The organism is Tepidiforma bonchosmolovskayae (assembly GCF_008838325.1).
GTDB classification, from domain to species: domain Bacteria; phylum Chloroflexota; class Dehalococcoidia; order Tepidiformales; family Tepidiformaceae; genus Tepidiforma; species Tepidiforma bonchosmolovskayae.
In genome coordinates this window covers 2181732-2205301 of sequence record NZ_CP042829.1, presented here as the reverse complement: position 1 = coordinate 2205301, position 23570 = coordinate 2181732, and the positions used below count along the sequence as shown (strand labels likewise).

13 protein-coding genes, 3 tRNA genes and 2 rRNA genes are annotated in these 23570 nt (G+C 69.0%); 4 read left to right on the top strand and 14 right to left on the bottom strand.

Translation table 11 applies throughout. The features are described 5' to 3' along the window. Window positions 1-198 precede the first annotated feature (198 nt). From Tbon_RS10990 to alaS, 14 genes are all read right to left on the bottom strand, one after another. Window positions 199-273 (bottom strand) — tRNA-Met (locus Tbon_RS10990). Window positions 274-362: 89 nt separating this feature from the next. After that, window positions 363-3309, bottom strand: a 23S ribosomal RNA gene (locus Tbon_RS10985). Between the two features lie 210 nt (window positions 3310-3519). Further along, a tRNA-Ala gene (locus Tbon_RS10980) sits at window positions 3520-3595 on the bottom strand. 66 nt (window positions 3596-3661) lie between these two features. Then, window positions 3662-3738, bottom strand: a tRNA-Ile gene (locus Tbon_RS10975). A 176-nt stretch (window positions 3739-3914) separates the two neighbouring features. Next, window positions 3915-5406: ribosomal RNA gene (locus tag Tbon_RS10970) — 16S ribosomal RNA — on the bottom strand. Together the 16S and 23S rRNA genes with 3 tRNA genes alongside form the textbook arrangement of a ribosomal RNA operon. Before the next feature lie 257 nt (window positions 5407-5663). Beyond that, complete coding sequence (gene tgt / locus Tbon_RS10965; RefSeq protein WP_158067745.1) at window positions 5664-6821, bottom strand: tRNA guanosine(34) transglycosylase Tgt; 1158 nt, start codon at window positions 6819-6821, stop codon at window positions 5664-5666. After that, on the bottom strand, window positions 6818-8491 hold the full coding sequence (gene aroB, locus Tbon_RS10960; protein WP_158067744.1) for a 3-dehydroquinate synthase: 1674 nt from the start codon (window positions 8489-8491) through the stop codon (window positions 6818-6820). Before aroB ends, tgt begins: the two co-directional genes overlap by 4 nt. Then, entirely contained in the window at window positions 8491-9666 is a 1176-nt protein-coding gene (gene aroC / locus Tbon_RS10955; protein ID WP_158067743.1) for a chorismate synthase, read from the bottom strand. The genes aroB and aroC overlap by 1 nt, the downstream gene beginning before the upstream one ends. A gap of 2 nt (window positions 9667-9668) precedes the next feature. Beyond that, window positions 9669-10343, bottom strand: a complete 675-nt coding sequence (locus Tbon_RS10950; protein ID WP_158067742.1) for a hypothetical protein — start codon at window positions 10341-10343, stop codon at window positions 9669-9671. Continuing rightward, complete coding sequence (locus Tbon_RS10945) at window positions 10340-11182, bottom strand: shikimate dehydrogenase (RefSeq protein ID WP_158067741.1); 843 nt, start codon at window positions 11180-11182, stop codon at window positions 10340-10342. The genes Tbon_RS10950 and Tbon_RS10945 overlap by 4 nt, the downstream gene beginning before the upstream one ends. After that, window positions 11179-12270 (bottom strand): endolytic transglycosylase MltG, encoded by a 1092-nt coding sequence (gene mltG / locus Tbon_RS10940; RefSeq protein WP_158067740.1) that lies wholly within the window; start codon window positions 12268-12270, stop codon window positions 11179-11181. The genes Tbon_RS10945 and mltG overlap by 4 nt, the downstream gene beginning before the upstream one ends. Further along, window positions 12267-12704: a Holliday junction resolvase RuvX gene (ruvX, locus tag Tbon_RS10935; protein WP_158067739.1), complete on the bottom strand. Its 438-nt coding sequence runs from the start codon at window positions 12702-12704 to the stop codon at window positions 12267-12269. The genes mltG and ruvX overlap by 4 nt, the downstream gene beginning before the upstream one ends. Next, on the bottom strand, window positions 12701-14044 hold the full coding sequence (locus Tbon_RS10930) for a baseplate J/gp47 family protein (RefSeq protein ID WP_158067738.1): 1344 nt from the start codon (window positions 14042-14044) through the stop codon (window positions 12701-12703). The genes ruvX and Tbon_RS10930 overlap by 4 nt, the downstream gene beginning before the upstream one ends. A 221-nt stretch (window positions 14045-14265) precedes the next feature. Further along, window positions 14266-16962, bottom strand: coding sequence for an alanine--tRNA ligase (gene alaS, locus Tbon_RS10925; protein WP_158067737.1), 2697 nt, complete (start codon window positions 16960-16962; stop codon window positions 14266-14268). Window positions 16963-17168: 206 nt separating this feature from the next. On the opposite strand from alaS, the gene glmU reads away from it, so the two are divergent. From glmU to topA, 4 genes are all read left to right on the top strand, one after another. Then, window positions 17169-18518, top strand: a complete 1350-nt coding sequence (glmU, locus tag Tbon_RS10920; protein ID WP_158067736.1) for a bifunctional UDP-N-acetylglucosamine diphosphorylase/glucosamine-1-phosphate N-acetyltransferase GlmU — start codon at window positions 17169-17171, stop codon at window positions 18516-18518. A gap of 18 nt (window positions 18519-18536) precedes the next feature. Beyond that, entirely contained in the window at window positions 18537-19805 is a 1269-nt protein-coding gene (locus tag Tbon_RS10915) for a hemolysin family protein (protein ID WP_158067735.1), read from the top strand. 26 nt (window positions 19806-19831) lie between these two features. Continuing rightward, complete coding sequence (gene dprA / locus Tbon_RS10910) at window positions 19832-20956, top strand: DNA-processing protein DprA (protein WP_158067734.1); 1125 nt, start codon at window positions 19832-19834, stop codon at window positions 20954-20956. A 119-nt stretch (window positions 20957-21075) separates the two neighbouring features. Continuing rightward, the gene (gene topA, locus Tbon_RS10905) at window positions 21076-23544 is read left to right on the top strand and encodes a type I DNA topoisomerase (RefSeq protein WP_158067733.1); all 2469 of its coding nucleotides are present in this window, start codon (window positions 21076-21078) and stop codon (window positions 23542-23544) included. Window positions 23545-23570: the final 26 nt, after the last annotated feature.

Here is a 23570-nt window from a genome sequence, read left to right as displayed (position 1 = left end):
CCGGTGCTGGCGGTGCAGGGGAGATCCCCGGCGGGACGGGGCCGCCGGATGGGCGGGTGACGTTCGAACGGGGTTCAGCCGGGGGCCGAACGGCCCGCAGGGGGAGGCGATGGACGAGGGGGTCGGGACTGGAGGCAGGCGGGAAAAGCTACGGCCCGGGTCGGGTGACCCGGGCCGTTGTGCTGTGCTGTGTGGGTTTGGTAGCGGGGGAGGGATTCGAACCCCCGACCTTCGGGTTATGAGCCCGACGAGCTACCACTGCTCCACCCCGCGGTATGTGAGGGCCGGCGAGCCGGTGCACCTCGAGGACTGAAGAGCGAAGAACTGCGGGACGGGCGCATCATGCGCGACGAGTCTTGCTGGAGGTCAAGCCCTCGACCATTAGTACGCCTCAGCTGAACGCATTGCTGCGCTTACACCTGGCGCCTATCGAACAGGTAGTCTTCCTGTGGTCTTACCCGATTGACTCGGTGGGAGCCCTCATCTTGAGGTCGGCTTCGCACTTAGATGCTTTCAGCGCTTATCCGGTCCGGACATGGCTACCGGGCGGTGCTCCTGGCGGAACAACCCGCACACCAGCGGTCCGTCCACCCCGGTCCTCTCGTACTAGGGGCAGCTCCTCTCAAGGCTCCTACGCCCACGGCGGATAGAGACCGAACTGTCTCACGACGTTCTGAACCCAGCTCGCGTACCGCTTTAATGGGCGAACAGCCCAACCCTTGGGACCTACTCCAGCCCCAGGATGCGACGAGCCGACATCGAGGTGCCAAACCTTGCCGTCGCTGTGGACGCTTGGGCAAGATAAGCCTGTTATCCCCGGGGTAGCTTATATCCGTTAAGCCACGGCCCTTCCACTCGGTACCGTAGGATCACTTTGACCGGCTTTCGCCCCTGCTCGACTTGTGGGTCTCGCAGTCAAGCTCCCTTATGCCAATGCACTCGACGGGTGATTTCCATCCACCCTGAGGGAACCTTTGTGCGCCTCCGTTACTCTTTAGGAGGCGACCGCCCCAGTCAAACTGCCCACCAGACGCTGTCCTCCTGCTTGCTCAGGAGTTAGAAAGCAGATCAGAGAAGGGTGGTATTTCAAGGTTGGCTCCACGCCGCCCGGAAGCAGCGCTTCGTCGCCTCCCACCTATCCTACGCATCTCAGACCCACTCCCAGCGCCAAGTTGCAGTAAAGCTCCACGGGGTCTTTTTGTCCTGCCGCGGGTCAACCGCATCTTCACGGTCAATTCAATTTCGCCGGGTCCTTCGTCGAGACAGTGCCCAGATCGTTACGCCTTTCGTGCGGGTCGGAACTTACCCGACAAGGAATTTCGCTACCTTAGGACCGTTATAGTTACGGCCGCCGTTCACCGGGGCTTCAGTTCAAGGCTTGCACCTCTCCCCTTAACCTTCCGGCACTGGGCAGGCGTCAGCCCCTATACATCAGCTTTCGCTTTTGCAGAGACCTGTGGTTTTGATAAACAGTCGCCTGGGCCTGCTCTCTGCGGCCCCCCGGTGCTTGGAACGCGAGGTTCTACACACCCGGGGGCGATCCTTCTCCCGAAGTTACGGATCCAATTTGCCGAGTTCCTTAACGAAGGTTCTCCCGATCCCCTTACGGTGCTTACCGCCACCTACCAGTGTCGGTTTGCGGTACGGGCGCAATGGTAACTAGCAGCGAGGCTTTTCTCGCCAGTGTGGGCTCAGCCCCCTCGCTTTGACAATGTCTCCACTCGTCCCGGTTCCTCCGCTTAACCCCGCCGGGGATTTGCCTCCGGCGAGACGCCTACGAACCAGGAACGGACCATGTCCAATGGGCCCGCGGGGCCTACCCTGCTGGGTCCCCCCTCTGCATCAAACGCTACCGCTGCGGTGCTGGAATACTAACCAGCTGTCCATCGCCTACGCCTTTCGGCCTCGGCTTAGGCCCGACTAACCCTACGCGGATTGACCTTCCGTAGGAAACCTCAGGTATACGGGGGGCGCGGTTCTCACGCGCCTTACGCTACTCATGCCGGCATTCTCACTTCGCTTCGCTCCAGGGCGCCTCGCGGCTACCCCTTCACAGCGGAAGCAAACGCTCCCCTACCGCCAGCAGCTCGAGGCTGCTGACCCACAGCTTCGGTGCCACGCTTAGCCCCGTTGAATTGTCGGCGCAGAACCACTCGACCAGTGAGCTATTACGCACTCTTTAAAGGATGGCTGCTTCTAAGCCAACCTCCTGGCTGTCTGAGCGATTCAACATCCTTTCACACTGAGCGTGGACTTAGGGACCTTAGCTGGTGGTCTGGGCTGTTTCCCTTTTGACGATGAAGCTTAGCCCCCACCGTCTCACTGCCAGGCTTTGTCCGACGGCATTCGCGGTTTGATAGGGTTCGGTAAGCGGTGAGCCCCCTAGCCCTTTCAGAGCCCTACCTCCGCCGGAGATCGCCTGACGCTGCACCTAAATGCATTTCGGGGAGAACGAGCTATCTCCGAGTTCGTTTGGCATTTCACCGCTACCCACAGGTCATCCAATAGCTTTGCAACGCTAGAAGGTTCGCGCCTCCATCCAGTTTTACCTGGACTTCACGCTGCCCATGGGTAGATCACTCGGTTTCGCGTCTACTCCACGCGACTGTGACGCCCTGTTCGGACTCGCTTTCGCTGCGGCTCCGCAAGTCTCCTTGCTTAACCTCGCCACGTAGAGTAACTCACCGGCTCATTCTTCAATAGGCACGCCGTCACCCGCCTTGCGACGGGCTCCGACTGCACGTAGGCACGCGGTTTCAGGATCTCTTTCACTCCCCTCCCGGGGTACTTTTCACCTTTCCCTCACGGTACTGGTTCACTATCGGTCATCAGGGGTATTTAGCCTTGGGAAGTGGTCTCCCCAGATTCCCACGGGGTTTCACGTGTCCCGTGGTACTCAGGTACCGGCCGGCAGTCGCAGCAGGTTTCGTTTACGGGGCTATCACCCTCTCTGGCTGGCCTTTCCAGGTCCATTCTCCTACCCGTGCGATTGGTAACTGCACAATGGCCGGCCCTACAACCCCGGCAGGGCGTACCCTGCCGGTTTGGGCTCCTCCCCGTTCGCTCGCCGCTACTAGGGGAATACTCTCTTTTCCTCGGGGTACTTAGATGTTTCAGTTCCCCCGGTTCCCTCTCGCAGGCCTATGTGTTCAGCCTGGAGTAGCCCGGTTTTGCCGGGCTGGGTTACCCCATTCGGAGATCTCCGCTTACGCTTGCTTGGCAGCTAGGCGGAGCTTATCGCAGCCTTGCCACGTCCTTCATCGGCCCCTGATACCTAGGCATCCACCGCGCGCCCTTGGTAGCTTGACCTCCACCAAGACTCGGTCGGTATGAATTGCCCGGCCTCGATGGCGACGCTCGCGCGTGCCGCCGAGGCGATGCAGTATCTTCGCTCTTCAGTTCTTAAGGTGCGTGCTCCCGGCTGGGAGCCCGGCTTCGCCGCCGGCCGCTGCCGTGCTGGCAGGGGCTGGATGCGAAGCCTGTGTCGATTGCCTGGTACCGCCGGGAGGCCGAACTGGCTGGTGGAGCCGAGGAGATTCGAACTCCTGACCTCCGCCGTGCAAAGGCGGCGCTCTCCCAACTAAGCTACGGCCCCTCCGGGTTCGAGTATGCCACGCCCGGCGCCCGGGGGTGAAGCGTTTGGCCGGGGTTTGAGCCAGGATGGTGGGCCATTCTGGACTCGAACCAGAGACCTCAGTCTTATCAGGACTGCGCTCTAACCAGCTGAGCTAATGGCCCCCGGGTACGCGGCCAGTGCACCTTCGACACCTGGATAGCGGACGAAAGACGGCTGCTGGGCGCCGTTGTGGTGTAACGACCCGGCGATATGCCGGACCGATCGACCTGGGTGCTGCTTCCGGGCCAGCTGCCCCACCGCTGAGGCATCTGGCGTGGATCCGGGGCAGGCTCCCTAGAAAGGAGGTGATCCAGCCGCAGCTTCCGCTACGGCTACCTTGTTACGACTTCGTCCCAATCGCCGGCTCCACCCTCGACGGCTGCCTCCCTTGCGGGTTAGCCCACCGGCTTCAGGTGTTTCCGACTTTCGTGACGTGACGGGCGGTGTGTACAAGGCCCGGGAACGTATTCACCGCAGTAGTGCTGACCTGCGGTTACTAGCAACTCCGGCTTCATGCAGGCGGGTTTCAGCCTGCAATCCGAACTGAGGACAGCTTTGATGGGATTAGCTCCGCCTCGCGGCTTCGCGACCCGTTGTACTGCCCATTGTAGCGTGTGTGTAGCCCCAGGCGTAAGGGCCACGCTGACCTGACGTCATCCCCTCCTTCCTCCGAGGTTTTCTCGGCAGTCTCGCCAGAGAAGTACAACTGGCGACAGGGGTTGCGCTCGTTGCGGGACTTAACCCAACACCTCACGGCACGAGCTGACGACGGCCGTGCAACACCTGTGCACGCTCCCCGAAGGGTCCCTCACCTTTCGGATCGGTACCACGTGCATGTCAAGCCTGGGTGAGGTTCTTCGCGTATCATCGAATTAAACCACACGCTCCGCTGCTTGTGCGGGCCCCCGTCAATTCCTTTGAGTTTTAGCCTTGCGGCCGTAGTCCCCAGGCGGAGTACTTATCGCGTTGGCTTCGGCACTGAAGGGGTCGATACCTCCAACACCTAGTACTCATCGTTTACGGCGTGGACTACCCGGGTATCTAATCCGGTTTGCTCCCCACGCTTTCGCCCCTGAGCGTCAGGACAGGGCCAGGATGCCGCCTTCGCCACTGGTGTTCCTCCCGATATCTACGCATTTCACCACTACACCGGGAATTCCACATCCCTCTCCCTGCCTCAAGCCAAGCAGTTTCCAGGGCACCCTCCCGGTTGAGCCGGGAGATTTCACCCTGGACTTGCCTGGCCGCCTGCGGGCGCTTTACGCCCAATAAATCCGGACAACGCTCGACACCTACGTATTACCGCGGCTGCTGGCACGTAGTTAGCCGTGTCTTATTCGTGAGGTACCGTCAGAACTTCTTCCCTCACAAAAGGAGTTTACAACCCGAAGGCCTTCGTCCTCCACGCGGAATTGCTGCGTCAGGCTTTCGCCCATTGCGCAAGATTCTTAGCTGCTGCCTCCCGTAGGAGTCGGGGCCGTATCTCAGTCCCCGTGTGGCTGATCGTCCTCTCAGACCAGCTACCGATCGTCGCCTTGGTAGGCCATTACCCCACCAACTAGCTAATCGGCCGCGGGCCCCTCCCGTAGCGCCGGAGCTTTCACCACCCGGACTCTCACCGGGGGTCTTATGCGGTATTAGCTCCCCTTTCGAGGAGTTATTCCCCACTACGGGGCAGGTTACCCACGTGTTACTCACCCGTTCGCCACTAGCCCGAAGGCTCGTACGACTTGCATGCCTAATACATTCCGCCAGCGTTTGTCCTGAGCCAGGATCAAACTCTCCGTAGAAACAGAACCGACCTTACGGCCGGGATGTTCCGTTTGAACGGGGTCCCAGACGTTCTCTTTCGTCCGCTATCCAGTTGTTAAGGTGCGCTGGCCTCTCGCAAGGCCCGAACGAGAAGATTAACTTCTCTCCGCCAGGCTGTCAACGGGGCCGCCCCTCGCGGGCGCTGCCGCCCTGACTGTGGCCGGCGGGGGACTTTCAAGATGGCACGTCTCGACGTTCTTTGCAAGGGGTCCGTACCGGCCCGGGAGCAGTTTTTTCACATTCGCCGCCGGCTGGCGAGGCGCGCCTCCTCGTCGGCGGTGCGGTAGCGGGAGAGAAACTCGCGGCGAAACTGTTCGAAGCTGCCGGCGCGGATGGCCTGCCGGGCGCGTTCGACGAGCCGGGCGAGGTAGCGCAGGTTGTGGTGGGTTGCGAGCCGGTGCCCGAGCAGCTCATCGTTCCGGAAGAGGTGGTGGAGGTAGGCGAGGCTGAACTGGCGGCAGGCGAGGCAATCGCAGCCGGGGTCGGGCGGGGCATCGACCTCGCGGTTGGCGGCGTTGCGGATGGTGAGCCGGCCAGCATCCGTGAAAAGGGCGCCGTTGCGGCCGAGCCTGGTGGGGAGGACGCAATCGAACATGTCGATGCCGCGGGCGATGCCTTCGACGAGGTCTTCGGGGCTGCCAACGCCCATGAGGTAGCGGGGCCGGTCGATGGGGAGCTCGGCGTTGGTGAGTTCGACGGTCTCCCACATGCGGGCTTTGGGTTCGCCGACGGAGAGGCCGCCGATGGAGAAGCCGGGGGGTTCGGCCTGGAGGGCTTCGCGGGCGTGGTAGCGGCGGAGGGCGGGGTGAGTCCCGCCCTGGATGATGGCGAAGGTCGGCAGGCCCGGGGCGGCGTCGCGGCAGCGGCGGTACCAGCGCAGGGTGCGGTCGACGGCTTCGGCCGCGGCCTCGTACGGGGCATCGCCGGGAACGACATGGTCGAGCGGCATGGCGATATCGACGCCGAGGGCCTGCTGGACTTCCATGGCGAGCTCGGGCGTGTAGTGATGCTCGGAGCCGTCGATGTGGGAGCGGAAGCGGACGCCGTCTTCGGTGACTTTGCGGAGGCCGGCGAGGGAGAAGACCTGGAAGCCGCCGCTATCGGCGAGGATGGGGCGGTCCCACCGCATGAAGCGGTGGACGCCGCCGAGCCGCTCGATGAGGCGATGGCCGGGCCGGAGGTAGAGGTGGTAGGCGTTGACGAGGATGATGCTGGCGCCGGTTTCGACGACTTCTGCGGGGAGGAGGGTTTTGACGGTGGCGAGGGTGCCGACCGGCATGAATACGGGCGTTTCGACGACGCCGTGGGCGGTATGGAGCCGGCCGGTGCGCGGGGCGACGGGGCCGGGCGGGCGGGTGGTGAGTTCGAACCGGAAGGCTGCAGCTGCCGTCACGGGCGGGTCACGGTCTCGATGGCGTAGTGCACGACGGCGTCGGGGACGCCCTGGCGGACGACTGCCTGGCCGATGCGCTCGAGCAGGACCCAGCGGATGGCGCCGGCGCGGACCTTCTTATCGACGAGGGTGGCGTCGAAGACGGCGCGGGGGTCGAGGCCGGGGGCGGCTTCGGGCAGGCCGAAGCGGCGGATGAGGGCCTGCTGGCGCTCGAGGTCGGCGGGCGGCAGCAGGCCGAGTTCGGCGGCGATGATGCCGGCGGCGCGCATGCCGATGGCGACGGCTTCGCCGTGGAGGTAGGCCCGGTAGCCGGTGACGGCCTCGATGGCGTGGCCGACCGTGTGGCCGTAGTTCAGGAGGGTGCGGCGGCCGGATTCGCGTTCATCTTCGGAGACGATGGCGGCCTTGATGGCGACGGAGCGGGCGATCAGGTCGGCCGAGGTGAGGGGCGGGCCGTCGATGGAGGCTGCTTCGAGGTCGCGGACGAGGGGCTCGTCGAGGATGAAGCCGTGCTTGAGGAGTTCAGCCCAGCCGTTGCGGAGCTGGCGGTCGGGGAGGGTGCGGAGGAGGAGGGGGTCGATGACGACGGCGCGCGGCTGCGCGAAGGCGCCGATGAGGTTCTTGCCGCGGGGGTGGTCGATGCCGGTTTTGCCGCCGATGGCAGCGTCGGCCATGGCGAGGAGGGAGGTGGGGGCGTGGAGGAAGGGGACGCCGCGGAGGATGGTGGCTGCGGCGAACCCGGCGAGGTCGGTGACGACGCCGCCGCCGAGGGTGACGATGAAGTCCGTCCGCTCAATCCGGTGGTCGATGAGGAAGTCGTAGACGGCGGCGAGGGTCTGGAGGTTTTTGTGCTCTTCACCCGCCGGGATGGCGAAGGTCGCGGCCGTGTACCCGGCGGATTCGAGCGCGGCCCCGGCGCGGGCGGCGAAGAGGGGGCCGACGGTGGTGTCGGTGATGATGAAGGCTCGGCCGTCGAGGCCGAGGTCGCGGCAGATGGCGCCGAGGGCGCCGAGGGCTCCTTCGCCGACGAGGACGGGGTAGGTTCCGCCGGGGGCAGTGACGATGGCGGCGGGTTCCGGGATAACGCCGGGCCCGGTCTCGCGGGGGGCGGCGTACGGCGAGTAGAAGCGCTGGCCGGGCGGGGCAGGGTCGCGCTGCCATTCGTACCAGAGCCGCTCGATCTCCTCGGCCTGCTCCTCAGGGGTGAGGTCGTCGCAATCGACGGCAGCGTCGGCGCCGCGGTAGAGGTCGATGCGGGACTGGAGGAGCGCCTCCAGGCGGGCGCGGGGGTCGCCGGCGAGCAGGGGCCGCTCGGAGCCGCCGGGGGCGGCGAGGATGCGCTGCGCGGCGACGGCCGGGGAGACGGCGAGCCAGACGACGAAGCCGGTGCCGAGGATGGGACGGGCGGCAGGGATGGTGGGAGCGCCCCCGCCGGTCGCGACGACGACTGGCTCGCGCGCGGCGGCCCGCTCGAGGGCGCGGAGTTCGCGCTGGCGGAAGGCCGCCTCGCCCTCCGCGGCGAACAGCTCGGCGACGGTGCGCCCGGCCTCGCGCTCAATCTCGTCGTCGGTGTCGATGAACTCCCAGCCGAGGCGGCGGGCGAGGATACGGCCGGTGGTGGACTTGCCGCTGCCGGAGAGGCCGATGAGGAAGATGCGGCGCGGGACCATCAGCTGCTCCGGGCGCGGGGGCCGATGGTCGCGAGGAACCCCTCGTAATTGCGGCGCACCTCGTCGAGGGTGTCGCCGCCGAACTTCTCGAGCCACGCGTCGGCGAGGACGATGGCGACCATCGCCTCGGCCACGACGCCCCCGGCAGGGACGACGCAGACGTCGCTGCGCTCGTAGTGGGCGAGGACCTCCTCGCCGGTATCGAGGTCGACGGAGGGGAGGGGGTGGGCGAGGGTGGGGATCGGCTTGATGGCGGCGCGGACGATGATGTCTTCGCCGGTGGTGATGCCGGCTTCGATGCCGCCGGCGTTGTTGGTGGCATGGCGCCAGGGGCGGCCCTGCCACTGGTCGACCGGGAGGATGACATCGTGGACCCGGGAGCCGCGCATGCGGGCGGCTTCGAACCCGAGCCCGAGGCCGACGGCCTTAAAGGCGTTGATGCTCAGGATTGCCTGGGCGATGCGGCCGTCGAGCTTGCGGTCCCAGTGGACGTGGCTGCCGAGGCCGGGCGGGACGCCCATGGCGCGCACTTCGATTTCGCCGCCGACGGTGTCGCCCTCGGGCTTGGCGGCGTTGATGGCTGCGACCATCGCCTCGGCAGCGGCGGGGTCGGCGCAGCGGACGGGGCTTGCCTCCACGGCGTCCCAGTCAATGGGGTCGGGGACGCGGGCCTCGACGCCGGCGATGGAGAGGACGTGGCTGCGGATTTCGACGCCGAACTCCGCGAGGAGGCGGCGGGCGACGGCGCCGACGGCGACGCGGGCGGCGGTTTCGCGGGCGGAGGCGCGCTCGAGGACGTTGCGGACGTCATCGAAGCCGTACTTGATGGCGCCGGGCAGGTCGGCGTGGCCAGGGCGGAGGCGGGTGACGCGTTCGATTTCAGTCTCGACCGGCTCGACGGCCATTTTCTCGGTCCAGTTGACCCAGTCGCGGTTCTCAATCCAGAGGGCGACGGGTGAACCGAGGGTGCGGCCGTGCCGGACGCCGGCGGTGATTTCAGCGCGGTCCTTTTCGATTTTCATGCGGCCGCCGCGGCCGTAGCCGCCCTGGCGGCGGGCGAGGTCCGGCGCGATGTCGGCTTCGGAGAGGGGGAGGCCGGCGGGCAGGCCTTCGATGACCATCGTGAGGCCCTTGCCGTGGCTCTCGCCGGCGGTGAGGAATCGGAAGTGGCCCATGGTTACTCCGTGGGGTGCTCGGCCCGGGGCGCGGCTTCGGCGGCAGCCTCAGCGGCGGGGCGCGGCGGGACGCCGGCGACGGGCGGCAGTTCGATGGGGATGGCGCGGCCGGCGGGGTCGCGGATGTAGTGCGCATCGAAGCGGCCGAGGAGTTCGGCGGGGGTGAGCGCATCCCACGCGAGGCCCTCGGCGACGGCGCGGTCGGCCGTGACGGTCAGGATCGGCCGCTGGGTGAGCGTGCCGTCGGGAGAAGCGAAGGTGGTGTACACGTCGACGCGCACGGTTCCGAGGCGCAGGTTGGGGACATCGTACAGCATCATGTCGAGGAGCTTTGCGGCGATGGCGATGGCATCGTCGAGGGGCGAGGCGACCTGGACGCGCTGGCCGCCTTCGGTGCGGAACTCGCCCTCGGCGGAGGCGGTGAGGGTGGCGCTGTCGGGCTCGACGGCGATGAGCTGGGCAGACTGGATGCCGGCCCAGGTGCCCGGGGGGATGCCCCGGGGCGGGCGTGCGCGGCGCCAGGTCGCGAGCGCCTCTTCGATGAGGGCGGCGATGATGTCGGTGTCGCCGGAGGCGACGCGGCGGCGCCAGGCGCGGTGCTGGAGCATCTCAGTGGTGACCGCCCAGCCGACGACGAGAAAGATTGCGCCGACGATGAGCATGCCGAGGAGGATCACCGGGCAGCTCCTTCGCGGCGGGCGAGTTCGTTGCGGGCGGCGGCGAACATGACGTCGACCGGCGCCGGGAGGCCGGTCCAGAGTTCGAAGGCGAGTGCGCCCTGGTAGATGAGCATGGGGAGGCCGCCGAGCGTGTGAAGCCCGCGGGCCGCAGCCTCGCGAAGGAGGGGGGTTTCGAGCGGGGCGTAGACGATATCGACGACGAGGAGGTCCGGGCCCGCCGACTCCAGCGGGGCGGGGGCGGCATCGGGTGCGGGACCGCCGCGCATGCCGATGGTGGTGCAGTTCACGAGACAATCGTAGAGACCGAGGGCCGGGAGGTCTGCGAGGGCGCGGGCGGGAGGGCCGAGGTCAGCCGCGAGGTCAGCGGCGCGGGCGGGCGTGCGGTTCCAGATATCGACCCGGGCGGCGCGGGCATCGATGAGGGCGAGGGCAATGCCCCGTGCGGCGCCGCCGGCGCCGAGGAGCAGGAAGGAGCGGCCGCCGGGTTCGACGAGGGCCTCCTGGCGGAGGGCGGCCACGAACCCGGGTCCATCGGTGTTGAAGCCGAAGAGGCGGCCGTCGCGGTTGACGATGGTGTTGACGGCGCCGGCCCGGGCAGCCTGGCCGCCGACTTCGTCGAGGAGGGGGATGACCGCCTCCTTGTGGGGTACGGTTACGTTGGCGCCGAGGACGTCGGGGGCGCGGAGTGCGGCGACGCGCCCGGGGAGGTCGGCGAGCGGCGTGTCCCATCGCTCGTAGACAACATCGAGGCCGCAGTGGGCGAACGCCGCGGACTGGAAGGCGGGCGAAAGGGAGTGCCCGACGGGGTGGCCGATGATGCCGACGTGGCGGCTCATGGGGCTCCGTAGAGCGCGATGTTCCGCTCGTGCTCGGCGAAGGTGACCGCGAACACGTGGGAACCGTCGCCCTTCTTCGCGTCGGCGACGAAGTAGTAGTAGTCGGTTGCTGCCGGGCGGGCGACGGCTTCGATCGAGGCGAGGCCGGGGCAGGCGATGGGGCCGGGCGGGAGGCCGGGGAAGAGGCGAGTGTTGTAGGGCGAGGGGTTCTCGAGGTCGATGATCGTGAGCTCTTTTTTCCACCAGCCGTACTGGCGGACGGAGGCAGGGTCCTGGGCGACGGCGAACTGGACGGTCGGGTCGGCGCCGAGCCGGTCGCCAGCGGCGAGGCGGTTGTAGAAGACGCCGGCGATGAGCGGCCGCTCCTCGGGAATGACGGCCTCGCGCTCGACAATCGACGCGAGGGTCAGGGCCTGGTGCGGGTTGAGGCCGCGCGCAGCGGCAGCGGCGCGCAGCTCGGGGGTGAAGCGCTCGTCGAGGGTGCGGATCATGTAGGCGACGAGGTCATCCATGGTCGAGCCGACCGGCATGATGTAGGTGTCGGGGAAGAGGTAGCCCTGGAGCGTGGCGCCCTCAGGCAGGTACTCGGCGAGCCCGGCCGGGAGCCGGGCGCGGGCTGCCGCAGCAAGGAATTCGTCCCGCGGGCCGAAGCCGGCCTGCTCGGCGATGACGGCCATCTCCTCGATCCGGAGCCCCTCCGGGAAGGTGACGCGGAGGACGGGCACGGCCTCCCTGACGGTGAGCAGCTGGATGACGGAGAGGGCGCTCGCCCGCCCGGGCAGGAGGTAATCACCGGCGCTGAGGAGGCCCTGCACGCCCATGAGGCGGGCCAGCATTTCGAACTGGCGGGCAGAGCGGATGACGCCGAGCTCTTCGAGGCGCCGGCCGACATCGCCGGCGGAGGCGCCGCGCTCGAGCGTGAACGGGACGGTGGCCGTGGATGCCGGAGCCGGCGGTGCGCCGGCGGCGGGAAGGCCGCCGCGGACCGAGGCCGGGGTGCCGGCGATGCCCCACGCGGCGAGGAGCGCCATGAGGACGACCACGCCGATGCCTGCGGCGGCGAAGGGGGTCACAGGAGCCTTCGTCATGCTCCACCCCGGCGGGCGTCGAGCAGGGACTGGAGGAGGAGGGCGGCGGCGAGCGAGTCGAGCGTGCCGTCGCGGCGGCGGGCGGCAGCGGGGGCCTGGCGGGCGGCCTGCGCCGAGGTGAGCCGCTCGTCGGCGGTGCGGACCGGGACACGGACGGCCGCGCGGAGGTCAGCGACGAAGGCTTCGACGGCGCGGGCCTGCGGGCCATGCTCGCCCGACAGGGAGACGGGCAGCCCGACGACGACTTCGCTGACCTGTTCGGCGTCGACGAGGCTGGCGATTGCCCGGAGGGCGGCGCGCCGGTCGCGCCCGGCGATGGCCGGGCGCGGGTGGGCGAACATGCCGAGGTCATCGGAGATGGCGACACCGATGCGGGCTTCGCCGGGGTCGAGTGCGAGGATGCGGCTGCGGGCCGCGGAGTGCTGGTGGTTCATTCGCGAGTCGCTGGAGGTGTGCCGGCGGCGGGCGGCTCCGCGCGGGAGGCGAGGCGGACATCCAGCCGCATCCCGAAGCGGGGCAGAAACGGCGCCCAGCCGGGGACGACGCGCACGTCGGCTTCATCGATAGCATACCGCTCGCGGAGGGTCGAACGCGCCTCGGAGGGGCGCTTCCCTTTGACGGCGGCTTCAACATCGGCTGCGGTGACGCCGCGGGCGAACTCGGCGGAGAGGCGGAGGCTGGTGGTGAAGGCTTCCGCCCCGGCGTCGTACGTGGCGGCGCCCGTTTCGCTGGCGCGGACGGTTTCGGCGAGGAGCTCGCCGCGGGAGCCGGGGGGCACAAGGGCACGCACGGCCAGCTCGCGGAGGACCGGCTCGGTTACCGCCAGCGCGGTGACTTCGACGGTGACGTCGAGGAGGAGGACCGGGGACGGCGTGCCGATGGCGGGGCGCGGCGTGCCGAGCTTCGCCGAGGCGGATGCGGTGCGCAGGAACACGGCGTCGCGGGGGCGGGCGGCGGCGAGGTCCTCGCGGACGGCGTCGGAATCGGCGAGGCTCGCAGCGAGCTGGCGGATGGCGATGACGTCGGCTTCAGAGGGCGCGGGGCGGGGTTCGCTGGTGCCGCCGGCAGCGGGCGCGGGGTTGGTCACGCCGAGGAAGCGGTAGCGTTCGTCGAACCAGCCGGTGATGGAGCCCGCGGGGAGGTTGTACCGCTCGCCGGGCTGACGGGCGATTACGGCCGCGGAGGCCGTGCCGTTGCGCGGCACCGTGACGTCGGCTTCGAGTTCAAAGTCGAGGAAATCGGGACCGGCGAGGAGGACGGTCCCGGCAGTGACGACGACATCGGCGGAGGTGGGGTTGGTGATGGTCACGTTTGCGCGGGCGTACCCGACCCCGACGCGGACGGTGCCCGTAGCGGGGACGGCGAGCGTGTAGGAGCGCGATGCCGAGACGGCAACAGCGGGCAGGCGTCGGGCGCCGTAGTCGGGGGCGGCGAGGTCGCGGACCGCGGTGATGGTGACCGTCTCGGCGAGCGTCTCTGTCGGGGGATAGGCGACGACGGTGGCGGATGGGGCGAGGAAGAGGGCCAGGAAGAGGGCCAGTGCGGCGATGCCGGCGATGATGGCCACCTGGACGAACCGCCCGATAGCGGGGGCGATGAACGACACCGGGCCCAGGCGGACGACATACCGGCCGGCGGCGTCCCAGCGGACCTGGTGCGGGCGGCGGGCGACCGGGAGACCGGCCTCGCGGGCGCGGTCGGCGAGGGCGCGGGAGCGGGTAGCGACGGCGACGACGCGGCCGGTCTCCTCGGCGTGGCGGAGGAGACGGCGCATGCCGAGTTCGGTGGCGAGCTGGCGGTTTCCGTCGGGGGCGTGGATGACGACCGCCCAGGTCGGTGCGGTATCGAGGCGGCCGCAGATTGCGGCGATATCTTCCGTCCGGTCGACCAGGACGACGGAGGCAAGGCTTTCTGCCGGTTCAGCTGGCGGGACGTCCTGCGGGGTGGTGCGTTCGTCAGCGTTCGGCCTCCATGGGTTGGGGCGCCGGCGGGCTGCTAGCCGGAGAGCGCCTCCAGTCCGAGCCGCCGCCCCTCGGCGAGGGCGGCGTCGATGCGGGACGGGTCTTTGGCGCCGGCCTGGGCGAGGTCGGGGCGACCGCCGCCGCCGCCGCCGGCAGCCTGGGCGACGGCGCGGATGATGGTGCCGGCATGGACCCCGCGGGCGACGAGGTCGGGCGTTGCGGCGGCGAGGAAGGCCGGGCGGCCTTCGATGTCGGCGGCGAGGATGACGAGGGCGGACTTGAGCCGGCCGCGAAGGCGGTCGGCGACGTCGCGGAGGACGTCCTGGGAGAGGGCGTCGACCCGGGCGACGACGAGGGCTGCCTCGCCGACGCGCTCGGCGCCGGCGACGAGGCCCTCGGCGAGGGCCGCGGCCTGGACGCGGGCGAGCTGCTCGGCCTGTTTGCGGAGGCGCTCGAGTTCGGACTGGAGGGCGTCGATCCGGTCTTCGACCTCGGCCGGCGAGGTATTGAGACGCTCGGCGATGCGAAGGAGACGGTCCTGCTGCTCGAGGAGGTAGGTCTCGGCGGCGCGGCCGGTGACGGCTTCGATACGGCGGGTGCCGGCGGCGACGGCGCCCTCGCGGATGATGTGGATGAAGCCGATCTGGCCGGTGTGGTGGACGTGGGTGCCGCCGCAGAGTTCGGCGCTGAAGACGTGGCTGTTTTCGCGGATTTCGACGACGCGGACCTCGCTGCCGTATTTGTCGCCAAAGAAGGCGAGGGCGCCGGCTTCGATCGCCTGGCGGTACCCGGTGGTCCGCCACTGGACCTCGAGGTCGTGGCGGACCTTTTCGTTGGCGAGCTGCTGGACCTCGGCGAGGGCTTCGCGGGGCGTTTGTTCGAGGTGGGTGAAGTCGAAGCGGAGACGGTCGGGCGTGACGAGGGAGCCCTGCTGGCGGACGTGGGTGCCGAGGACGGCGCGGAGGGCAGCGTGGAGGATGTGGGTGCCGGTGTGGTTGCGGGCAGCGCCCCGGCGCCAGTGGAGGTCGACGGTGGCGGTTGCGCGCTGGCTGGCACGGATCTCCCCCTCGACGACGCGGCCGCGGTGGACGATGGCGCCGCCCGAGGCCTGGGTATCCTCAACAAGGAAGACGCCGGAGGGGGTGACGATGTTCCCGCGGTCGCCGACCTGGCCGCCGCCCTCAGGGTAGAAGGGCGTGGTGGAGAGGACGAGCTCGGCCTCCTGGCCCTCGGTGACGAGGTCGGCGAGGGTACCGCCGCGGAGGATGGCAACCACGGCGGCATCGGCTTCGGTATGGGTGTAGCCGACGAAGTTGCTGTGGTCGTCGCCGAGCTGCTGGATGACGGGCGAGACCTCACCCTTCAGGAATGCGCCCTGCTGGCGGGCGCGGGCACGCTGGGCTTCGAGGGCGGCGTGGAAGCCGGCGTCGTCGAGGTCGAACCCTTCGGCGGCAGCGATTTCGCGCGTGAGTTCGACGGGGAGGCCGAAGGTATCGTAAAGGGTGAAGGCCTCGTCGCCGGGGATGGTGGACGCGCCGGCGGCGCGGAGGCGTTCGAGGAGGTCTTCGAGCCGGTGCGTGCCGGCCTCGAGGGTGCGGGTGAACCGCTCCTCCTCGGCCGAGAGGGCCCGCTGGATGAAGGCCTGGTTCTCGACGAGGTGGGGGTAATAGCCGCCGAGCCGGCCGATGGCGGCAGCGGCCAGGCGGTGGGTGAACGGCTCCCTGACGCCGACCTTGCGGGCGAAGTAGATCGCCCGGCGGATGACGCGGCGGAGGACGTAGCCGCGTCCTTCGTTGCTTGGGACGACGCCGTCGCCGATGAGGAGAGTGGCGGCGCGGCAATGTTCGGCCATGGCGCGGATGGCGTAGGCCTGGAGCTCGGTGGCGGCGCCGCCGAGGTAGTCAACACCGACGACGGCCTGGGCCTCGGCGAGGATGGGCAGGAAGATGTCGGTTTCGAAGACGGAGCGCTTGCCCTGGAGGACCATGGCGACGCGCTCGAGCCCGCTGCCGGTATCGATGTTCTGCGCCGGGAGGCTGGTGCGGCGGCCGTCGGGGTGCTGGTAGAGCTGCATGAAGACGAGGTTCCAGATTTCGAGGAACCGGTCGCTGTAGCCGACGCCGGCCGGGCGGCCGTCGGGACCGGTGTAGAGCCGGGCCTCGGCCGGGTCGCGGGAGGGGTCGAGGTCGTAGTAGATCTCGCTGTCGGGGCCGCAGGGGCCGCTGGCGCCGGGGGTGTCCTTCGGGAACGAGAACCAGTAGTTGAGGTCTTCGTCGCGCCGGTGGATGTGGTCGTCGGGGAGGCCGACTTCGCGCCAGAAGCCGTAGCTGTCGTCATCGTCGAGGTAGATGGTGGCGTGCAGGCGGGAGGGGTCGAGCCGGTAGACGTCAGTCAGGAGTTCCCACGCCCAGCGGATGGCTTCGCGCTTGAAATAGTCGCCGAAGCTGAAATTGCCGAGCATTTCGAAGGCGGTGAGGTGGCTGAGGTCGCCGACCTCTTCGATGTCGGTGGTGCGGAAGCAGCGCTGGACGGTAACGACGCGGGGCGCGGCCGGGGGTTCTTCGCCCATGAACTGGGGCTTGAACTGCTGCATGCCGGCCGAGGTGAACATGGAGGTTGGGTCGCCGATGGGGACGAGCGGCCAGGGCGGCAGCAGGACGTGTCCGCGTTCTTTGAAGAACGAAATAAAGGCGTCGCGGATTTCGTCGGAGGTGCGCGGCGGGTTGCTCATGGTCGTTGGTGGCATCCTATGGGCGGGGCGCGGGGCGTGTCGAGGGCGCGGGCGGAGCGGTTGACACCCGATCGCGGGGATTCCTAGGATGGAAGACGGACGGGATATCCGTCCGTTATGTGCGCCTCATCTGAACCTTCCAGTACGTTGAGTCCGGGGGCCGCAGCAGGCCCTGCCGGAGTTCGTTTTTCCCGCGAGGCCGGGCTGTGAGCGGGACCGGTGTGGTGGTGCTGGCCGCGGGCCTGGGCACGCGGATGCGGTCGCGGCTCCCGAAGGTGCTCCACCCGGTGTGCGGCGTGCCGATGGTGCGGCACGTCGTGGCGGCGGCGAAGACGCTGAAGCCGGCCCGGATTGTGGTGGTCACCGGGCACGGTGCAGAGCTGGTGGAGGCCGCGCTGGCGGACGCAGGGGCCATGTTCGTGCGGCAGGAGACCCTGGATGGAACGGCGGGTGCGGTGCGGCGGTGCGAGGGCGCGCTCGCGGGGTGCGACCGCGTCGTGGTGCTGAACGGCGACGCGCCGCTTATTACCGGCGAGTCGCTGGCGCGGCTGGCGGCAGCGGCAGAGGGCAGGCTGCTGGCGTTCGCGACCTGCCGTGTGGAGCAGCCGGGCCGGCTTGGCCGGGTGGTCCGCGACGCCGGCGGCGCGGCGGCGGTCGTGGAGGCTGCGGAGTACGAAGGCCCGGAGGGCCCGGCCGAGATCAACGCAGGGCAGTACGTGTTCGATGCCGCGTGGCTCTGGTTGCGCCTGGCGGAGATTCCGCTCAGCGCGAAGGGGGAGTACTACCTGACGCACCTGGTGGCCATGGCGGCAGATGAGGGCCGGCCTGCAGCCACGGTGGAGATCCCTGCAGCAGAGGCGCTCGGGGTGGACGACCGCGTCAAGCTGGCGGAGGCGGAGGCAGTGCTCCGGCGGCGGATCCTGGAACGGCACATGCTGGCCGGGGTGACGGTCGAAGACCCTGCGACGACGTTCATCGGCGCGGAGGCGGAGCTCGGGCAGGACGTGACGGTGCTGGCGGGGAGCCGTATCGAGGGGAGGAGCGCCGTTGCAGAGGGCGCCGTCATCGGCCCGAATACGACGCTTCGCAATGCGCAGGTCGGCCGCGGCACGCGGGTTGAGGCGTCGGTGGTGGAGGATTCGGCCATCGGCGAGCGGTGCACCGTGGGGCCGTTTGCGCACATCCGCGGGGGCGCGGTCATCGGTGACGACTGCGAGGTTCGGAACTACGCCGAGGTGAAGAATTCGCGGCTGGGCCGCGGGGTGAAGATGCACCACTTCAGCTATCTCGGCGATGCCGAGGTGGGCGACGGCACGAACATCGGAGCCGGGACGATCACCTGCAATTACGACGGAGTTGCCAAGCACCGGACGACCATCGGGCGGGGAGTGTTCATCGGCTCGGACACGATGCTGATTGCGCCCGTGACGGTGGGGGACGGGGCGTTCACTGCAACGGGCGCGGTAGTCACACGCGATGTGCCGGCAGGGGTGAGCGTGCGGGGCGTCCCGGCGAAGCCGTTCGAGCGAAAGGAGCGCGGGCAGACCTCGCCCTGAGGGGCGGAGGAGCCATCCATGGAACCTTCCAGTTTGCTTTCGGTCGTGGTCGTCATCGCGGGAACGGCAGCGCTGGCTGCCATCGCAGCGGCGGAGGCCGCGCTCGAGCGGGCGAATGATGTCCGTATCCGCGCGCTGGCTGCGCGGGGCAACCGGCAGGCGCAGCGCATTGCGACCACGGTCGAACAGCCGGGGAGGTACCTCGGCACCATTACGGCCGCGCGGGTACTCGTCGCGTCGCTGGTGATTTCGCTGCTGGCCTACCTTGGGGCTGAGCGGTATGGCCCCTTCCGGGGGGCGGTCGGCTTCGGGATGGCCGGCGGGGCGTGCATGGCGATGGTGCAGATGGCTGTCGGGATGGTGGTGGCCCGCGCGCCGGAGTACGCGGCGCTCAAGCTCTCGGGTGTGGCGGTGGCGACCCGGCGGGCATTTGCGGTGCCGGCCTTTGTGCTCGGCCTGCCGGCGGCGCTGGCGGCGCGGTCGATCCGGCTGGTCACGCCGGAGCCGGAAACGGACATCCTCGCGCTCGTGGAGCGGGAGGAGGCCCAGGGGGGTGTGGAGGAGCAGGAGCGGCGGATGATCCGCGGCGTGATCGCGCTGGAGGACAAGACGGCGCGGGAGATCATGGTGCCGCGCATCGACGTCGCCGCGGTGGACATCACGGCGACGGTCGGGGAGGTGGCAGCGGTCGTGACGGAGCGGGGGTTCAGCCGGGTGCCGGTGTACCGGGAGAGCATCGACGACATCGTCGGCATCGTGTATGCCAAGGACCTGCTCCGGGCGATGGCCGACGGGGGCAAGGACCGGCCGATCCGCGAGCTGGTGCGCGAGGCGTACTTCATCCCCGAGTCGAAACGGCTCGACGAGCTGCTGACGGAGATGCAGGCGCGCCGGACCCACATGGCAATTGTGGTTGACGAGTATGGCGGGACGGCCGGCATTGTGACGATCGAGGACCTGCTCGAGGAGATCGTGGGGGAGATCGAGGACGAGTACGACGTCGCGCGGCCGGCGGTCGAGGTGATTTCGCCGGACGAGGTGGTGCTCGATGCGAGCACCAGTACTGATGCCCTGCGGGAGCTGTTCGGCGTTGAGGTGGAGTCGGAGGATTTCGACACGATCGGCGGGTTCCTGATCCACCACCTCGGGCGGCTCCCGGCGGTGGGCGACGAAGTGGAGGTGGACGGGCTGACGCTGCGGGTGCTGAGCATGTCGGGCCGGCGGGTGCGGCGGCTGCGGATTTCGCGCCAGCGCTCCCGCGAGCCGGAGGAAGTTGCGGCGAACTGAGGCTGGCCTGCTAGGATCCGCGGGTCATGGGCGAGGGCGATGAGCTGCCGTACTGGCTGGCGCTGCGGCGGGCCGGGCTGGGAACGACGAGCTTTGCGCTGCTGATCGCGAAGTTCGGGTCGATTGCCGAGGCGTGGAACGCGCCGCCGGGGGAACTGAAGGCGGCCGGCATCGACGAGCCGTATGTCCGGAGCGTGGCCCGGGTCAAGGCGTCGTTCGATGCAGAGGAGGAGCTGCGAAAGCTGGAGCGGGCCGGCGCCCGCGCGCTGACCTGGCGCGACGCGGAGTATCCGCAGCGGCTCCGGGAGATCCCGCAGAGCCCCCCGGTGCTGGTGGTGCGGGGGAATGCGGGGCCGGAGTTCGCCCATGCGGTGGCGGTGGTCGGGACGCGGAGCGTGACCCCGTACGGGCGCCAGGCGGCGGAGACGTTCTGTGCGGCGCTCGCGGAGCTGGGAGTGGCAATCATCAGCGGGCTGGCGCGCGGAGTCGATGCGATTGCGCACCGGGTGGCGCTCGAGCACGGGGCGCCCACGGTGGCGGTGCTGGCCGGCGGGGTAGACCAGGTGTACCCGCGCGAGAACGCCGGGCTGGCGGAGCGGATCGCGGAGAACGGGTGCCTGGTGAGCGAGTACCCGCTCGGGACGCCGGCGCGGCGGGATTTCTTCCCGCGGCGGAACCGGATTCTTTCGGGGCTGGCGCGGGCGGTGCTGGTGGTGGAGGCGGGGGAGGGAAGCGGCGCGCTTCACACAGCGAACTGGGCGTTCGAGCAGGGGCGGGACGTCTTTGCGGTGCCGGGGAGCATTTTCTCGCTGCAGAGCGCGGGGACGAACCAGCTGATTCGCGAGAACACGGCGAAGCTGGTGGCCAGGCCGGAGCAGCTGGCGGAGGAGCTGAACCTGCTCCATGCCGGCGCCCAGCTGCCGCTGCCCGGCGCGGCGGCGCCGGCCGCCCAGGCGGCGCAGGTAGCCCGGGCCGCGGCGGCAGCGAGCGACGACCCGATCCTGCAGCTGCTGGCCGCCGGTCCGCTGCACATCGATGAGCTGGTCCGGGCGCTCGGGCGGCCGGCGGCTGAGGTTTCGGGGGCGCTTGCCCTCCTGGAAATCGACGGGCTCGTTCGGCAGGCGGGGCCGATGACCTACGCCATCGCCTGAGGCAGCCGACGTTTCGAGAAAACAGCGCGTCAAGCCCCGTGCTGGACAGAGGGGCGACGGCGTCTCTACCTTGGAAAGTCCCGGCAGACCGGGAATCGAGGGGAACAGGCGAGTTCAACGTGGCGACAGCGACAGCAACGCGACGACGGCGGAAGACGGACGCGGAGGCACCGGCCCTGGAAGGCGGGAGCGCCGCGGCGCCGGCGCGCGGCCGGAAGGGCCCGCGCTACCTCGTGGTGGTGGAGTCCCCGACGAAGGCGCGGACGCTCCAGAGCATCCTCGGCAGCGATTACGAGGTGATTGCATCGCTGGGGCACGTTCGGGACCTGCCGACCTACGGCTACGGCGTCGAGAACGTGGAGCAGCTGGATTTCCGCCCGAAGTACGTGGTGGTGAAGGACCGGAACGCGCGGGTCGACAAGGCGGAGGTCATCAGGGAGATCGCCGAGGCGGCGAAGCGGGCGGAACGGGTGTTCCTGAGCACGGACCCCGACCGGGAGGGCGAGGCGATCGCCTGGCACATCAAAGAGGCGGCGGGCATCCCGGACGAGAAGGTGACCCGGGTGGTGTTCCACGAGATTACGCGCCCGGCGATCGAGGCGGCATTTGCGGAGGCGCTGGGGCAGGCGCCGGCTTCGGCGGAGCACGGCCGGCGGGAGCCCGGGAAGCTCGACATGCACCTCGTGGATGCCCAGCAGGCGCGGCGGGTGCTCGACCGGCTGATCGGCTACCCGCTGACGTGGTTCGTGCAGAAGAAGGTGAGCCGCGGCGCGAGCGCGGGGCGGGTGCAGAGCGTGGCGCTCGGGCTGATCGTGAAGCGGGAGCGGGAGATCCAGTCGTTCGTGCCGGTGGAGTACTGGACGATTGACGCGGAGCTCGAGAAGGACGGGCGGGCGTTCACGGCCGGGCTGGTTGCCTTCGAGGGGATGAAGAAGGGCGCGAAGATCCGGCCGGAGTTCGGCCCGGCGGGCCCGGCTATCCCGGACGAAGCAACGGCGAATCGGCTGGTGGAGGGGTTCCGCCGGGCGACGTTTACGGTCGAGGCGGTCAAGCAGGGGCAGCGGAAGGTGGCGCCGGCGCCGCCGTTCACGACCAGCACCTTCCAGCAGGCAGCGGTGAACCGGCTGGGGATGAGCACGGCGCGGGCGATGAGCGTGGCGCAGGAGCTGTACGAAGGCGTCAACGGGATGCCCGGCCTGATTACGTACATGCGCACCGATTCGGTGGCGGTTTCGCCGGTGGCCCAGCAGCAGGCGCGGGCGTTCATCCGGGAGACGTGGGGAGCGGACTTCGTGCCGGAGAAGCCGCGGGCGTACCGGACCCGGGCGCGCGGGGCGCAGGAGGCGCACGAGGCCATTCGGCCGACAAACCCGGCGCTTCGCCCGGAGGAGCTGCGGAGGTCGCTGAGCGCCGAGCAGCTGAAGGTGTACGACCTGATCTGGCGGCGGTTCATGGCCAGCCAGATGACGGACGCCGTTTACAGGACGGTGACGGTTGATATTGCGGCGAAGGCCGAGGGTGCGCCCGCCGGTTCGTTCCGTGCAAACGCGAGCACGCTGGTGTTCGAGGGCCACCTCAAGGTCTACGGCGCCGAAGCGGCGGAGACGGACGAGGACGGCGAGCAGGTGGTGGATGCGCTGCCAGAAATGGCGGCCGGGGAAGCGCTCGAGCGGCGGGCTGTGGAGGCGAAGCGGCACGAGACCCAGCCGCCGCCCCGCTACACAGAGGCGTCGCTGGTGCGCGCCCTGGAGGAGCTGGGCATCGGGCGGCCGAGCACGTATGCGAGCATCGTCCAGACGGTGCTCAAGCGGGAGTACGTGCGGAAGGAGGGGCGCCAGCTGGTTCCGCAGGAGCTGGGCTTCATCGTGCACGACCTGCTCGAGCAGCACATGAAGAAGTACGTGGACGTGCCGTTCACCGGCGAGATGGAGGAGGAGCTCGACGAGGTTGCCTCGGGCGAGCGGGACTGGATGGAGGTGCTGCGGGAGTTCTGGCCGGAGTTCAAGGCGGAGCTTGAGCGGGCGGAGGCCGAGGCGGAGAAGGAGCAGCAGCAGACCGACATCCTCTGCGAGGGATGCGGGCAGGCGAATCTCGTGATCAAGTGGGGCCGGAACGGGAAGTTCTTCGGCTGCCCGCGCTACCCGGAGTGCACGTTCACGCTGCCGATGGGTCCCGACGGCAAGCCCGTGAAGGCGAGCGCGCCGGAGGAGATCCCTTACCGGTGCCCGAAGGACGGCGGGAAGCTGCTGAAGAAGACAGGCCGGTTCGGCGCCTACGTCGAGTGTGAGAACCGCGCGGGCGGTTCGTGCGATTTCCGGGCCGGGGTGCCGGTGGGGGTGCCGTGTCCCGAAGAGCCGGAGACGGGCCAGCTGGTGGAGAAGAGCTCGCGGCGGGGGACGTTCTACGCGTGCTGGAACTACCCGAACTGCAGCTATACGACGAACAGCCTCGAGCCGGGGAAGATGACCCCGCCCCGCTCGCCGGAGGTCCGGGAGGAGGCGAACCGGAAGCTGCTTGAGCGGAGCGCGCGCGGGAAGGCGGCCTTCGCGAAGCGCCGCGCCAATGCGGCGGCCCGCAAGGCGAGCTAACGGAGCGCACCGCGGGGGCTGCACTG